This is a genomic window from Arsenicicoccus sp. UBA7492, assembly GCF_002479615.1.
In the GTDB taxonomy this organism is placed as follows: Bacteria; Actinomycetota; Actinomycetes; order Actinomycetales; family Dermatophilaceae; genus Arsenicicoccus; species Arsenicicoccus bolidensis.
Genome location: NZ_DLOE01000048.1, coordinates 234,869 through 248,314, shown reverse-complemented (window position 1 = coordinate 248,314; position 13,446 = coordinate 234,869). Strand labels below are relative to the sequence as shown.

15 protein-coding genes are annotated in these 13,446 nt (G+C 72.9%); 6 read left to right on the top strand and 9 right to left on the bottom strand.

All coding sequences use genetic code 11. The annotated features are described in order from the left end of the window. Positions 1 to 72: 72 nt before the first annotated feature. Both B4E97_RS15370 and B4E97_RS15365 read left to right on the top strand, forming a co-directional pair. Complete coding sequence (locus tag B4E97_RS15370; RefSeq protein WP_286960597.1) at positions 73 to 825, top strand: alpha/beta hydrolase; 753 nt, start codon at positions 73 to 75, stop codon at positions 823 to 825. 4 nt (positions 826 to 829) lie between these two features. Then, a complete protein-coding gene (locus tag B4E97_RS15365; protein ID WP_286960583.1) occupies positions 830 to 1,504 on the top strand; it encodes a hypothetical protein in 675 nt (224 codons plus the stop codon). 60 nt (positions 1,505 to 1,564) lie between these two features. Here B4E97_RS15365 and B4E97_RS15360 read toward each other — a convergent pair whose 3' ends face one another. From B4E97_RS15360 to B4E97_RS15340, 5 genes are read right to left on the bottom strand one after another with little or no spacing between them, the layout of a single operon-like run. Continuing rightward, positions 1,565 to 2,245 (bottom strand): endonuclease/exonuclease/phosphatase family protein, encoded by a 681-nt coding sequence (locus tag B4E97_RS15360; protein ID WP_239266496.1) that lies wholly within the window; start codon positions 2,243 to 2,245, stop codon positions 1,565 to 1,567. Further along, positions 2,242 to 3,219, bottom strand: coding sequence for an ROK family glucokinase (locus B4E97_RS15355; protein ID WP_239266498.1), 978 nt, complete (start codon positions 3,217 to 3,219; stop codon positions 2,242 to 2,244). The genes B4E97_RS15360 and B4E97_RS15355 overlap by 4 nt, the downstream gene beginning before the upstream one ends. Further along, positions 3,216 to 4,181, bottom strand: coding sequence for an ROK family glucokinase (locus B4E97_RS15350; protein ID WP_029209984.1), 966 nt, complete (start codon positions 4,179 to 4,181; stop codon positions 3,216 to 3,218). Before B4E97_RS15350 ends, B4E97_RS15355 begins: the two co-directional genes overlap by 4 nt. After that, positions 4,178 to 4,618 (bottom strand): hypothetical protein, encoded by a 441-nt coding sequence (locus B4E97_RS15345; protein ID WP_156911078.1) that lies wholly within the window; start codon positions 4,616 to 4,618, stop codon positions 4,178 to 4,180. The genes B4E97_RS15350 and B4E97_RS15345 overlap by 4 nt, the downstream gene beginning before the upstream one ends. Positions 4,619 to 4,623: 5 nt before the next feature. Then, positions 4,624 to 5,064, bottom strand: coding sequence for an SRPBCC family protein (locus B4E97_RS15340; protein WP_286960578.1), 441 nt, complete (start codon positions 5,062 to 5,064; stop codon positions 4,624 to 4,626). A 206-nt stretch (positions 5,065 to 5,270) separates the two neighbouring features. On the opposite strand from B4E97_RS15340, the gene B4E97_RS15335 reads away from it, so the two are divergent. Continuing rightward, positions 5,271 to 7,073, top strand: coding sequence for an AMP-dependent synthetase/ligase (locus B4E97_RS15335; protein ID WP_286960575.1), 1,803 nt, complete (start codon positions 5,271 to 5,273; stop codon positions 7,071 to 7,073). A gap of 122 nt (positions 7,074 to 7,195) precedes the next feature. Here the strand turns inward: B4E97_RS15335 and B4E97_RS15330 are convergent, their stop codons facing one another. After that, the gene (locus B4E97_RS15330) at positions 7,196 to 8,587 is read right to left on the bottom strand and encodes a peptidase MA family metallohydrolase (RefSeq protein ID WP_286960574.1); all 1,392 of its coding nucleotides are present in this window, start codon (positions 8,585 to 8,587) and stop codon (positions 7,196 to 7,198) included. A gap of 21 nt (positions 8,588 to 8,608) precedes the next feature. Continuing rightward, the gene (locus B4E97_RS15325) at positions 8,609 to 8,842 is read right to left on the bottom strand and encodes a hypothetical protein (RefSeq protein ID WP_019287036.1); all 234 of its coding nucleotides are present in this window, start codon (positions 8,840 to 8,842) and stop codon (positions 8,609 to 8,611) included. A 141-nt stretch (positions 8,843 to 8,983) separates the two neighbouring features. Between B4E97_RS15325 and B4E97_RS15320 the strand changes: the two genes are divergently transcribed. Then, positions 8,984 to 10,804: a DEDD exonuclease domain-containing protein gene (locus B4E97_RS15320; RefSeq protein WP_286958029.1), complete on the top strand. Its 1,821-nt coding sequence runs from the start codon at positions 8,984 to 8,986 to the stop codon at positions 10,802 to 10,804. Continuing rightward, positions 10,801 to 11,082, top strand: coding sequence for an Lrp/AsnC family transcriptional regulator (locus tag B4E97_RS15315; RefSeq protein ID WP_019287032.1), 282 nt, complete (start codon positions 10,801 to 10,803; stop codon positions 11,080 to 11,082). Before B4E97_RS15320 ends, B4E97_RS15315 begins: the two co-directional genes overlap by 4 nt. Positions 11,083 to 11,146: 64 nt before the next feature. On the opposite strand, the gene trpD is transcribed toward B4E97_RS15315, so the two are convergent. After that, the gene (trpD, locus tag B4E97_RS15310) at positions 11,147 to 12,208 is read right to left on the bottom strand and encodes an anthranilate phosphoribosyltransferase (protein ID WP_286958030.1); all 1,062 of its coding nucleotides are present in this window, start codon (positions 12,206 to 12,208) and stop codon (positions 11,147 to 11,149) included. Positions 12,209 to 12,216: 8 nt separating this feature from the next. After that, positions 12,217 to 12,654 (bottom strand): hypothetical protein, encoded by a 438-nt coding sequence (locus B4E97_RS15305; protein ID WP_286958031.1) that lies wholly within the window; start codon positions 12,652 to 12,654, stop codon positions 12,217 to 12,219. Positions 12,655 to 12,780: 126 nt separating this feature from the next. Between B4E97_RS15305 and B4E97_RS15300 the strand changes: the two genes are divergently transcribed. Continuing rightward, the gene (locus B4E97_RS15300; protein ID WP_286960572.1) at positions 12,781 to 13,431 is read left to right on the top strand and encodes a cytochrome c oxidase subunit 3; all 651 of its coding nucleotides are present in this window, start codon (positions 12,781 to 12,783) and stop codon (positions 13,429 to 13,431) included. Positions 13,432 to 13,446 lie beyond the last annotated feature (15 nt).

Sequence of the window (13,446 nt, the reverse complement as noted above, 5' to 3'; positions counted from 1 at the left end):
CTAACCCAGCCCCGGTTACCCTGGGACGGCCGTGTCGGACGGCTCAGCCACCAGGAGGTCGACGTGCAGGTCATGCCAGGTGCCGAGGCGTTCAGCAGCCCCGGCCGGCCCAAGGGGGGCGGGGTCGGCGTCCTGGTCAGCCACGGCTTCACCGGCAGCCCGCAGTCCCTGCGGCCCTGGGCCCAGCACCTCGCCGACCAGGGGTATGCCGTGCGACTCCCCCGCCTCCCGGGGCACGGGACGACCTGGCAGTCGCTCAACCGCACCCAGTGGCAGGACTGGATCGCCGTGCTCGAGCGCGAGCTGCTGCGGCTGCTCGACGAGTGCGACACCGTCTTCGTCGCCGGCCTGAGCCTGGGCGGCGCGCTCGTCACGCGCCTGGCCGAGGAGCACGGCCCGAGCATCGCCGGCCTGATGCTCGTCAACCCCGCCTATCGCAGCGACGACCCCCGCATGCGGGCCCTGCCCGTCCTGCGCCGGCTGGCCCCCTCGATCGCCGGGATCGCCAGCGACATCCGCCTCGCCGGCGTGACCGAGCTGGCCTACGACCGCACGCCGCTGCACGCGCTGTCGTCCATGCTGCAGCTGTGGGCGCTGACGGTCCGGGACCTGCCGGAGATCACCCAGCCGGTCCTGCTGATGCAGTCGGACGAGGACCACGTCGTCCCGGCGTCCAGCTCCGAGCTGCTGCTGAGCCGCATCTCGAGCGCCGACGTCACCCACGTGCGCCTGGCCGACAGCTACCACGTCGCCACCCTCGACCACGACGCGCACGTGATCCACGACCGCTCGGTGGAGTTCGTCGAGCGCGTGCGGCGAGGCTGAGGGCATGGGCACCCACGAGCCGGACGACATCGACGCTCGCTTCGAGGAGATCGTGGCGCGCTGGGACGACGAGCAGCGCGCGCAGGACGGGTCCGAGCCGGGCGGGGAGGGTGGACCCGATCCTGCGGGGCGGCCGGACCGGACGGGTCGGGAGACGCCGCAGCACGAGAGCGCGCCCGGACGTCCGACGCACCCCTCGGCGATCAATCCCCCGCCCGGGCGTCGCGCGTCCCCACCGGCGGCCGACCCCTCGCCCGGCTCGCCGCCCGGCTCCCCGCCCGGCTCCCCGCCCGCTCCCCCAACCGCTCCCCCAGCGTCGCCGCAGCAGCGCCGCGCCCTCGACCCCCGCCTCGTCTACCGCGACCCCGGCTCCGGCCTCTCGATGGGGACGGACCACCGGTCGTGGACCCCTCCCGTCGACCCGGACGACCCGGACGACGACTACGTGCCGCCACCGCCCACCCCGATGCCGTCGTGGCGCGCGGACCCGGTCTGGTGGGCGATCCTGGTCGGCCTGGTGGCCGGGCCGATCGTCCTGCTCACGATGGTCCTGACGGGCCACACCAGCCCCCGCATCTACCTGTGGCTCGCCGGTCTCGCCACCGTCGCGGCCTTCGTCGGGCTGGTGCTCCGGCTGCCCAGCACGCACGACGAGGACGACGACGGCGCCCGGGTGTGACCCTCACCCGACGCTGGTGCTCCGCGGTCGGCCGATCGGCCAGATCGCCTCTGGTCCGCGTCAGGACCCCAGCACGTCCACGTCGACCCACACCGGCAGGTGGTCCGAGGCGCGGCGCACGTCCCTGCCTCGTCGGTCCAGCTCCGGCGGTGGCGTGCCGTCCACGCGCCGCACACCCCTGCCCCAGACCACGTCGAGCATCTCGACCGGCGCCCAGGACGGATAGGTCGGCTCCTCCACCGACAGCACGTCGAGCAGGCCGGCGAAGGTCTGCCAGCTGGGCCCGCCCGGGCCCTCGTTGAGATCCCCCGCGACCACCAGCGGCCCCTCGACCGGCAGGTCCCGGAGGATCTGGTGCGTATGCCGCAGCCGCTGCCCCTCGAACAGCCCCAGGTGCACGCTCGCCGCCGTCAGCAGCGACCCCTCGGGGAGCCGGGCGCGCAGCACGGCATACCCGCGGGTCCGCTGCCCCAGGGGCACCGGGAGACCACGGTGCACGCAGTCCACCAGGGTGAGCCGGTCCGAGAGCATCACGGTGGTGCCTCCCGAGCCGCGGTGCCCACCCGGCCAGCGCAGGCCCGTCTCGCGCGCGAAGTCCCGCACCAGGGGACCGGGCCAGAAGCGGCGGGGTGCCTCCTGCAGCAGCAGGACGTCCGGCGCCAGCGCACGCACGACGCGAGCCGCGGCCCGTCGGTCGTCGAGGAAGTCGCGCGTGTTGTAGCTCGCGACGCGCACGGTCATGACGTGCTGAGCACCTCGGTGCGGGCGAGGTCGGCCGCACCGATGAGTCCGGCCTCGTTGCCGAGGCTGGCCTGCAGGATCTGCGCCATCGGGCGGTAGCCGCGTCCGGTCAGCTCGCGGGCGAAGGTCTCGCGGGCGGGACCGAGCAGCAGGTCTCCGGCCGCGCTGACCCCGCCGCCGATGACGAAGCTGCCGGGGTCGAACGCCGCCGCGAGGTTGGCCAGTCCCGTCCCGAGCCAGCGGCCGATGTCGGCGATGAGCTCGACGCAGGTCTGGTCACCGTCCTGCGCGGCTTCGGTGATGACCGGTCCGGTGAGGCTCTGGTCCTCGCCCCCGAGCCGCTCGAGCAGGTCGTGGGCCACCGGGGAGTTGGCGAGCAGGAGGCTGCGCGCCTCGCGGACCAGGGCGTTGCCGGAGGCGTACTGCTCCCAGCAGCCGCGGTTGCCGCACTCGCACCGGTGGCCGCCGGGCACGACCATCATGTGGCCGTACTCCCCCGCCACGCCGTAGCGACCGCGCTGGACCTGGCCGTCCATCACGAGCGCCCCACCGATGCCGGTGCCGAGCGTGATCATCATGAGGTGGGTCTCGCCGCGCCCGGCGCCGAACCGGTGCTCGGCCCACCCGGCGGCGTTGGCGTCGTTGTCGACGTAGACCGGGACGGGCACCCGGGTCGACAGCCGCTCCTGGAGGGGCTCGTTGCGCCAGGACAGGTGGGGCGCGAACAGGATGGTGGCCCGGTCGGCCGAGACCCAGCCCGCCGCGCCGACCCCCACCGCCACCACGTCCTCGCGGGCCGTCTGGCCCAGCAGGTCCTCGATGACCCCGACGATGGTGTCCTCGACGACGTCCGGGCTCTTGCTGCGGTGCGGGGTGTCGCGGCGCGCTCGGGCCACGATGGCGCCCTGCTCGTCGAGCACGCCCCCGGCGACCTTGGTCCCGCCGATGTCGATCCCGATGGCGAGATCGCTCACGCGTCCGCCCCCGCACCGTCGTAGACCTCGGCGGCGATCGCGGCGGCACCGATCATGCCGGCGTCGTTGCCCAGGGCCGCGGGGACGAACCTGGCCACCGGGCGGTGACCCCGCGCGGTCAGCTGACGGCCGTAGGCATGACGGGCCGGGTCGAGCAGGAGGTCGCCCGCCTCGACGACGCCGCCACCGATCACGATCATGTCGGGGTCGAGGATCGCCGTCATGCTCGCGCAGCCCTCGCCCAGCCAGTGGCCCAGGTCCTCGAGCAGCTCGATGCAGGCCAGGTCGCCCTTCTTGGCGAGCTCGGTGATCGCCTGGCCCTTGAGGTCCTTGGGCCGTCCTCCGCACGCCTCGCGCAGGCGGGCCGCGTGGGGGGTGCCCGAGGACACGAGCTCCTTCGCCGAGCGGAGCAGGGCGCTGCCGCTGGCGTACATCTCCCAGCAGCCGCGGTTGCCGCACCCGCACTGCGGTCCGTCGACCACCACCCGCATGTGGCCGATCTCCGCCGCGAAGCCGTAGGCCCCCCGCAGCAGCCGCTGGTCGACCACGATGCCGCCGCCGATGCCCGTGCCGACGGTGACCAGCAGCATGTCGTCGCTGTCCCGCCCCGCGCCGAACTGGAACTCCCCCCACGCCGCCGCGTTGGCGTCGTTGTCCAGGATGACCGGGTAGTCGATGAGCGACTCCATGCGCTGCTTCATCGGCTCGTCCTGCATGCCCAGGTTGGTGCCGTAGACGACGTGCGCCCCGGACTTGTCCACGAACCCGGCCACCGCCATGCCCACACCCTTGACGTCCTGGTGCTGGGCCAGCTCGCGGACGAGGTCCGCCGACGCGCTCGCGACGGACTCGGCGCTCGGGATCCCCGTCTCGCGGCGGGCTCGAGCGAGGACCTTGCCGTCCTCGTCCACCAGGGCGCCGGCGATCTTGGTGCCGCCGACGTCCAGACCGATCGTGGTCATGCTCGCTCCTCGTCCGTCCGTGCCTGCAGATGCTCGTCAGTATGCCGTCTGGCCGCCGCCGCGACCCCCCGGAGCGATCGCCCCAGCGCCTCCATCCCGCGCCCCACCTCGTCGATCAGCTCCGGCGCCAGGGTGTGGGCGAGGCGGCTGGCCCGGCATACGGGGCAGGTGTCCGCCGCGTGCTGGGGCGAGGTGGTCCGGTGCGGGTGCTCGCCCTCGTCCGCCGGGTCGTCATCGGGGTCGCCGTCGTGCGACCGGTCCCCTTCGCCTTCTCGCTCGTCGTCCCCCGGGTCGTCGTCCGCGTGATCCTGGTCCGCATGGTCGGTCCACTCTGGCTCCGGCCTGGTCGGCGCGCGACCGAGATCCAGGGTGTCCTGCAGCAGCGCCTTGAGCCGCCGCGACTCCTCGTCGACGGAACCGGCGACCTCGTCGGTCACCCCCATCAGCCGCGGACGCGGGCGGCGAGACCCTGCAGCGCGCCCTCGACGATGCGCTTCTCGGCGGCCCGCTTCATGGCGCCCAGCATCGGCACCTTGACGTCCACGCCGAGGGCGTAGGTCACCCTGGTGCCACCGTCCACGGGCTCGAGGACGTAGGACCCGTCCATCGCCTTGAGCACCCCGCCCTCGACGAGGTGCCACGAGACCGTCCCGGCGCCCTCCTCGTCGACGTCCCAGTCGTAGGCGAGGGTGTAGGTGTCCTTGACCGGCCCAGCCTCCAGCGCGAACCGCACCTGCTCGGCCCAGCCGTCGTCCTCGGACAGGATCTGCACCGACCGGATCTCGGGCGTCCACGCGGGATAGGACTCGACGTCGGCGACGACGTCGAGGACGGCTGCCGGAGAGGCGGCGATGACGGTGCTGGACTCGGTGCGCTGGGCCATGCGCCCACCCTAGCCAGGGCCGAGGCGGGATGACGATCGACCGCCGGGCGCGGGGTCGCTCCCCGCTGGAGCGTCCTTGGGGGCGCAGGGCCGCACGTGTGGGTCCGGCCACATCCCGCGCCACGAGACCGGCCCGGTGACTACTCTCCGGTAGGTCCGGCCGCCTGTAGCCTGCATCCGGTCCGACCCGAGCCAAGGAGCAGCACGTGGACGCCACCAGCACGCCCATCATCGTCCCCGCGCCCACCGAGGGAAACCTCGCCGGCCTCGTGACGCGCAACGCGGCCCGTCACCCCGACCGCGTGGTGTTCGGGCGCCGGGTCGGCGATGCCTGGCAGGACGTCACGTCCGCCCAGTGGCGCGACGAGGTCTGGGCGCTCGCCAAGGGCTTCGTGGCCGCGGGCGTCGAGCCGGGCGAGCGGGTCGGGATCCTGTCCAGCACGCGCTACGAGTGGACGCTGACCGACTTTGCGCTCTGGACCGCCGGCGCGGTGGGGGTCCCGGTCTACGAGACCAGCTCCGCCGAGCAGATCGCGTGGATCCTCGAGGACTCCGGCGCCTCGGCGGTCGTCGTCGAGAAGCCGGAGCACGCGGCGTCGGTCGCCTCCGTGCGTGACCGGCTGCCGGGGCTTCGCCACGTGTGGACGATCGACGACGGCGGGCTCGACGAGCTGGTCGCCGCCGGCCACGAGGTCGCGGACGAGGTCGTCGAGGAGCGTGCGAACCTGGCCGGGCCGTCGGACCTGGCCACGATCATCTACACGTCCGGCACGACGGGCCGCCCCAAGGGCGCCGAGCTCACGCACTCCAACTTCATGGCCCTGTCCGACAACACCCGGCACTACCTCCCGGAGGTCGTCACCGACGACGCCTCGACCATCATGTTCCTGCCCCTCGCGCACGTCTTCGGTCGCCTCATCCAGGTGCTCGTGGTGGACTACGGCCTCCGGATGGGCCACACCGCGTCGATCAAGAACCTCATGGCGGACCTGGCGTCCTTCCGTCCGACCTTCCTGCTCGTCGTGCCCCGCGTCCTCGAGAAGGTCTACGTCGGTGCCGAGAGCAAGGCCGAGGCGGGCGGCACCCACAAGATCTTCCACGCGGCCGCCCGCGTCGCCATCGCCCACAGCCGCGCCACCGACCAGGGCCGCGTCCCCGTCGCCCTGCGCCTCCAGCACGCGCTGTACGACCGCCTCGTCTACGGCAAGCTGCGGGACGCCATGGGCGGCCGGGTCCGGTACGTCGTGTCGGGCGGCGCGCCGCTCGGACCGCGGCTGGCCCACTTCTTCCGCGGCATCGGCGTCACGGTGCTCGAGGGCTACGGCCTCACCGAGACGACGGCGCCGATGAGCGTCAACGACGTGCCTGGCCTCAAGATCGGCACGGTCGGTCGCCCCATGCCCGGCGTGGAGTGCCGCGTCGCCGAGGACGGCGAGCTGCTCACCCGCGGCGTCAACGTCTTCCGCGGGTACCACGGCAACCCCGAGGCCACGGCCGAGGCCTTCGTCGACGGGTGGTTCCGTACCGGCGACCTCGGCTCGGTCGACGACACCGGTCACGTCCGGATCACCGGCCGCAAGAAGGAGATCATCGTGACCGCCGGCGGCAAGAACGTCGTGCCCGGCGTCCTGGAGGACCGGCTGCGGTCCAACCCCGTCGTGTCGCAGTGCGTGGTGGTCGGCGAGAAGCGCCCCTTCGTCGGGGCGCTGGTCACGCTCGACGAGGAGATGTGGCCGGGGTGGGCCGCGCGCCACGGCCTCGGGGAGGTGGACTTCGCCGACGCCCCGGCGCACCCGCGGGTGCGCAAAGAGATCGAGGCCGCCGTCGCGCACGCCAACGAGGCTGTCTCGCGGGCCGAGTCGATCCGGGAGTTCGCCGTGCTCGACCAGGACTTCACGGAGGCGAACGGCTATCTCACCCCGTCGCTCAAGGTGAAGCGCCACCTCGTCCTGCGCGACTTCGCTCCGACGATCGATGCGATGTATGGCGGGCCCGTCTCCGACGAGTGAGCCCAGGCGCACGATCGGCGACAGCCACGCTCGCCAACGCACGCCCATGCATCCAGGATCCCCAGCGCACGCCCCGGCACAAGGCTCGCTCCCCACCACCCTCGCCCGGACCCGCACGCGGCTCAGCGCGCGAGGCGTCGCAGATCCTCCTGCCACCCGGCGAGCAGGGTCGACTCGGTGAGCCCGATCCGCCCCAGGGCGTCGCTCGGCGTGCTCCCGGTCCCCATCTCGCGATACAGCCGGCGCAGCGCGTCCTCTCCTCGGGCGCGGGCCAACCAGTCGACCAGCAACCAGGCCTCGTCGTAGGCCGTACCCGATGCCACGTCGCTGAACCTCTCGTCCTCCGGCAGGCGCGTCGGCAGGGTCCCGCGGGCCACGGCCGCCATCAGCTCGGGCGCCGCCCTGCGGGGATCCACCTGCAGTCCCGCGTAGGACGTGTGCACCGCGTAGCCCTCGCTCAGCCACTCCGGCACGGGGTGGGTGGTCGTGGCCCGCACCGCCAGGTGGGTCAGCTCGTGAGTGAGGACGATCCGTCGTCCCTGACGCGTCGACGACGCCCAGGCGAGAGGATTGACCACGATCTTGTCGCCACGGGCGACGCTGCCGGTCTCGAGCATCCCGTAGGTCACCGCGGCGACCCCCGACGTGTCTTTGCCCACCCGCCCGGTGAGGGCCGCGAACTCCGAGCTCGTCGCGGGCAGCAGGACGGCGGGGAGGTGGGACAGGGCGCCCCAGGCATGCTCCACGTGCTCGCGGGCCGGCGCCAGGTCGACTGCCACCTCGTCGAGCCGCTCCGCGGGGGCGTTGCCCGCCACCACGCCCGCCGGGTTGCGGCGCACCTGCAGGCCGGACAGGTCGAAGGCCTGCCGCACCGTGCCCGGGCCCGCGTCGTCCACCACCACCCACCCGCCGCCGTGACGGCGGACCGTCAGCTCCAGGGTGAACGGGGCGGGCCGGGCATCGACGCCCGGCAGGCGCCAGGCACCGACCACGTCGACCCGGGCAGCCTGGTCACCGCCGGAGCCGTCCGGGCGCACGGCGGGGCCCGGCAGGAATCGCTCTGCGCGGAGCGTGAGCTCACGGACCTGCAGGGACCGCAACGCGCTCAGCAGGGCCTGCTGCCGCTGCCTCAGGCCGGCGGCCGAGGGATCCAGGTCGGCCAGCCAGGCCGACTCGTCGCGGGCTCGGGCCGCGGCGGCCCGACGGTCCAGCACCTGCTGCACCCCGGCCAGCGGCTCAGACCTCGCCGTCTCGGATCCCGTTGCCGTCTCGGATCCCGTCGCCGTCTCGGATCCCGTCGCCGTCACGGATCCCGCCGCCGTCACGGATCCCGCCGCGGGCTCCGATCCTGTTGCCGACCGCGACCCTGCCGAGGTCGGACGCGGCACCCGCTCAGGCGTCCCAGCCGGCGCCAGGAGGACCCAGGTCAGGCCGGCGGCCATCACGATGCAGACGGCCACGACGAAACCGAGCACGACGGGCCACCAGCGGGACGTCGGTCCGTGGCTCGTCACGGCGTCACCCTAGTCCGCGGCTCAGCCCGCGCGGGCGCCCGACAGCGGGACCGAGCGGACGGTGGACACCGGCTCGCGCCGCGCGTAGAGCCCTCGAGCCTGGTCACGGCTCACGAGCCCAGCGCCGACGAACTGCGCCACCACGGCGTGCTCGCGCGGGTCCAGCGGCACCGCTGGTCCCTCGACGAGGGCGCTGACCATGCAGTCGCGGCAGGCGTCGCCACGAACGGGGCAGGTGCGGCACTCCAGCAGCATGAGTGACTCCTCGTGTCGGTGGGACCGGAGGGTCCCGATGTCCAGAACGCTAGGTGCCACCACTGACAGACCCCCTGGGGGCCAGCGTGTCGACGGCCCCACCGAGGGGGCTTGTCGGTGGTCGCCCCTAGGGTCGTCGCCATGAGCTCGACCTCCACCCTCCTCGCCGGACCCCCCGTCCAGGGTACCTTCGACGAGCTGGGCCCCACTCTCGCGGAGACGACCTTCGTCGTCGTCGACCTCGAGACGACCGGTGGCAGCCCGGCCACCTCCGCCATCACCGAGATCGGCGCGGTCAAGGTCCGCGGCGGGCTGGAGCTGGGCGAGTTCCAGACCCTGGTCAACCCCCACGCGCACATCCCCGCGTTCATCTCGGTCCTCACCGGCATCACCGACGCCATGGTCGCCGAGGCGCCCGCGATCGCGCAGGTCCTGCCGTCCTTCCTGGAGTTCGCCCGCGGCAGCGTGCTCGTCGCGCACAACGCCCGCTTCGACGTCGGCTTCCTGCGGGCCGCGGCGGAGCGGTCCGGCCTGGACTGGCCGGCCTTCCGCGTGCTCGACACCGTGCACCTGGCCCGCCAGCTGGTGCCCCGCGACGAGGCGCCCAACCACAAGCTCGCCACGCTCGCCGCCCTGTTCTCCTCCCGCACCACCCCCGACCACCGGGCGCTGCACGACGCCAAGGCCACCGTCGACGTGCTGCACGAGCTCGTCGGTCGCGTCGGCAACCAGGGCGTCCACACCCTCGACGAGCTGTTGACCTTCACGTCGCGCGTGTCCCCCGCCCAGCGGCGCAAGCGCCACCTCGCCGAGGGGCTGCCGTCACGACCGGGGGTCTATGTCTTCAAGGACGCCCAGGGCCGGCCCCTCTACGTCGGCACGTCGCAGGACATCCGGTCCCGGGTCCGGTCCTACTTCACCGCGTCCGAGCGACGCACGCGGATGGCGGAGATGGTCGCGATCGCGGAGTCGGTCACGCCCATCGTCTGCGGCACCCGGCTCGAGGCCCAGGTCCGCGAGCTGCGACTGATCGCCTCGCACCAGCCCCGCTACAACCGACGATCGCGCCACCCGGACCGCGGCGTCTGGATCAAGCTGACCGACGAGCCCTTCCCCAGGCTGTCCCTCGTGCGGCAGGTGCGCGACGACGGCGCGACCTACTCCGGCCCGTACTCCTCGCGGCTGTCTGCCGAGGCCGCGGTCGCCGCGGTCCACGACGCGGTCCCGCTGCGCCAGTGCACCCCGCGGCTGAGCCTGCGCCCCCGCAGCACGGCGTGCGCCCTGGCCGAGATGGGGCGTTGCGGCGCCCCCTGCACCGGCGCCCAGTCGGTCGACGACTATGCCGCGGTGGCCGGTCGCGTCCGCGACATGCTCGAGGGAGACTGCCGCGCGGTCGTGGGCGCGCTCCACGCCCGCATGGCCGACCTGTCCGGCGAGGACCGCTTCGAGGAGGCGGGGGTCGTCCGTGACCGGCTGCTCGCCCTCGTGCGCGGAGCCGGCAAGGCGCAACGCCTGGCTCCGTTGCGCACCACGCCAGAGCTCGTGGCGGCCCGGCGGGCTCCCGGGGGCGGGTGGGAGGTCGTGTGCATCCGTCACGGCCGGCTGGCCGGGACCGTCGTCACCCCTCCCGGGGCCGATCCGATGCCGCACGTCGAGGCCCTGCGTGCCTCCGCCGAGCACGTCCCCACGCCGACTGTGGGCCACCATGGCGCGGCGACGGCCGAGGAGACCGAGCTGCTCCTGCGCTGGCTCGAGAGCGACGGCGTGCGACTCGTCGCTCTGGACGGGTCGTGGAGCTGCCCCGTCCACGGGGCGCAGCGGGAGCACGCCCGCCTGGAGCCGCTCGTGGCCGCCGCCACCGACCCGGGGTTCGACGCCTGGCCGACCCGGGGCGCGACGTCCCACGGGCACGACCGTCCCGGGGGACGGTCTCCCGCGTCGCCCACTATGGTGGGCTCGTGATCTCAGCCATCGTCCTCATCAACGCCGACGTCGACCGCATCCCCGAGGTGGCCCAGGCCATCGCGGAGCTGGAGGGAGTCACCGAGGTCTACTCCGTGACCGGGGACGTCGACCTGATCGCCATGGTGCGGGTGCGTCAGCACGACGACTTCGCCGACGTGATCGCCGATCGGCTCAACAAGGTCGACGGCGTCGTCGGCACCCAGACCCACATCGCCTTCCGCACCTACTCGCGGCACGACCTCGAGGCTGCCTTCAGCCTCGGGTTCGACGGCTGAGTTCACCCCACGCCTCAGGTCCAGCGGCTGAGCGCTGCCCGTTGCCCAGAAGGGGCGTTCGATCTCAGGCTGAGGTCGAGGTGATCCAGCGCTGCAGCACCCGAGCGGCATGACCATCGTCGATCGCCCGCCGGGCACGCTCCACCCCGTCAGCCACCAGGGCGACGAACGCGTCGTGGTCCGCCGCGCCACCGCCGTCCCGCGCACCAGCGACCGCCAGCCCCAGGCCGGCGTTGAGCAGGACCGCGTCGCGGACCGGACCGGTCTCGCCCTCCAGGAGGCGGCGCACAACACCAGCGTTGTGCTCGGCGTCGTCGCCGACGAGCGTCGAGAGGTCGTGCAGGTCGAAGCCCAGCTCGCGCGGGTCGAGCGTGCGCTCGACGATCCCGCCGTCCACGACCCACCACACCGAGGTCGTGGTCGACACCGTGACCTCGTCCAAGCCGTCGTCGCCGCGAAACACGGCGGCGTCCGTCCCGCGCCCCGCGAAGACGCCGGCCATGAGGGGCGCCATACGAGCGTCGGCGCAGCCGACCACCGCATAGGTGGGCCGGGCCGGGTTGGTCAGCGGGCCCAGGAAGTTGAATGCCGTCCCGATCCCCAGCTCGCTGCGCGCCACCGCGGCGTGCGCCATCGAGGGGTGGAACGAGCGAGCGAAGCAGAAGGTGATCCCGGCCTCGTCCGCCACCTCGGCAACCCGCTCGGACGGCAGCGTCAGCGCGACCCCCAGCGCCTCCAGGACGTCGGCCGAGCCGGACTTGGAGGAGGCCGCACGGTTGCCGTGCTTGACGACGCGCACACCGGCCCCCGCGATGACCAACGAGGACATCGTCGAGATGTTGACGGTGTTGGCGCGGTCGCCCCCGGTCCCGACGATGTCGAGAGACGGGCCCGGGACGGACAGCGGACGCGCGTGCGCGAGCATCTCGTCCGCGAGGCCGCGGAGCTCCTCGGCGGTCTCGCCCTTGACCCGCAGCGCCATGAGCAGGCCCGCGGTCTGGGCAGGAGTGGCCTCGCCCGACATGATCTGTCCCATGGCCCACCGGGCCTCGCCCAGCGACAGGTGACGCCCCTCGACCAGGCTGCTCAGCACCGTGGGCCAGGTGAGGGAGGCGGCGTCCGGCATGATCTCCGTCACGCGGGGGTGCGGTCGCGACGCACCAGCTCGCAGACGCCGGTGGCCAGGGCCAGCGGGTCCAGCGGGTGCGGCACGGCGAGGTCGGCCTGGGACCAGGCGGCCAGCCAGCTGTCCTGAGGACGACCGGTGAGCACGAGGATGGGCGGGCAGCCGTAGATCTCGTTCTTCATCTGCCGGGCCAGGCCCATGCCCCCGACCTTGCCGGCCTCCCCGTCCAGGATCAGCAGGTCGAACTGCCCGTTCTCGGTGTCGCGCAGGGCCATCTCGCCGGTCGCCACCTCGTGCCAGGCCTCGATCACGACGTCCTTGGCGGGGCGCTTCCCGACCGCCAGGCGGACCTTGTCACGCGTCGTGACGTCGTCGGAGTAGAGCAGGACGCGAAGCCCCCGGGGGGCGTCGGTGCCGCTGGACGAAGCAGTGTGGCTCGCGGTCATGCGGCCGATCTTAGCGGCCCCCGCGAGACCCGCCAGACAGGGTTCTCAGGGTGTTCTCACGCTCCCGACTCTCCGGAGATCGCCTGCCGTTGGGCAAGTCCCACGTTTTTGGGGCAAGATGGCGTCGTGTCGACTGCATCCGCTGTGCACCACAGCTCCCCCAGCCATGCCGCGCTCGGCCCGGCGACCCGACCCAACCTCGCCTCGGTGGGCACGATCGTCTGGCTCTCCAGCGAACTCATGTTCTTCGCGGGCCTGTTCGCGATGTACTTCACGATCCGAGGGGTCGTCCCCGAGCAGTGGGCCGCGGAGACCCCCAAGCACAACGTGCTCTTCGCGGCGGTCAACACGCTGATCCTGGTCATCTCCTCGGTCTGGTGCCAGCTCGGCGTGTGGAAGGCGGAGGCCGGCCAGCCGGCCCGCACCGGGTCGCTGCTGGACGTCAAGCGCTGGGGCATGCGCGAGTGGTACGTCCTCACCTACATCTTCGGTGCGGTCTTCGTCTCGGGTCAGGCCTGGGAGTACGCCAAGCTGTCCAGCGAGGGCATCACCTTGAACTCCAACGGCTACGGGTCGGTCTTCTACATGACCACCGGGTTCCACGCCATCCACGTCACGGGTGGTCTGATCGCCTTCCTGCTGATCATCGCCCGCAGCTTCACCACCAGGCGCTACACCCACGCGCAGGCCACCGGGGCGATCGTCACCTCCTACTACTGGCACTTCGTCGACGTCGTGTGGATCGCCCTGTTCGCGGTGATCTACATCCTCAAGTGACCACGACCAGCTCCA

Bases quoted from the DNA above. Each gene is read 5' to 3' on its own strand.
- B4E97_RS15325 (WP_019287036.1), bottom strand. From the start codon at position 8,842: ATGCTGCTGGAGTGCCGCACCTGCCCCGTTCGTGGCGACGCCTGCCGC.
- B4E97_RS15350 (WP_029209984.1), bottom strand. From the start codon at position 4,181: ATGACCACGATCGGTCTGGACGTCGGCGGCACCAAGATCGCCGGCGCC.
- trpD (WP_286958030.1), bottom strand. From the start codon at position 12,208: ATGCCGGACGCCGCCTCCCTCACCTGGCCCACGGTGCTGAGCAGCCTG.
- B4E97_RS15340 (WP_286960578.1), bottom strand. From the start codon at position 5,064: ATGGCCCAGCGCACCGAGTCCAGCACCGTCATCGCCGCCTCTCCGGCA.
- B4E97_RS15370 (WP_286960597.1), top strand. From the start codon at position 73: ATGCCAGGTGCCGAGGCGTTCAGCAGCCCCGGCCGGCCCAAGGGGGGC.
- B4E97_RS15365 (WP_286960583.1), top strand. From the start codon at position 830: ATGGGCACCCACGAGCCGGACGACATCGACGCTCGCTTCGAGGAGATC.
- B4E97_RS15305 (WP_286958031.1), bottom strand. From the start codon at position 12,654: ATGACCGCGAGCCACACTGCTTCGTCCAGCGGCACCGACGCCCCCCGG.
- B4E97_RS15320 (WP_286958029.1), top strand. From the start codon at position 8,984: ATGAGCTCGACCTCCACCCTCCTCGCCGGACCCCCCGTCCAGGGTACC.
- B4E97_RS15360 (WP_239266496.1), bottom strand. From the start codon at position 2,245: ATGACCGTGCGCGTCGCGAGCTACAACACGCGCGACTTCCTCGACGAC.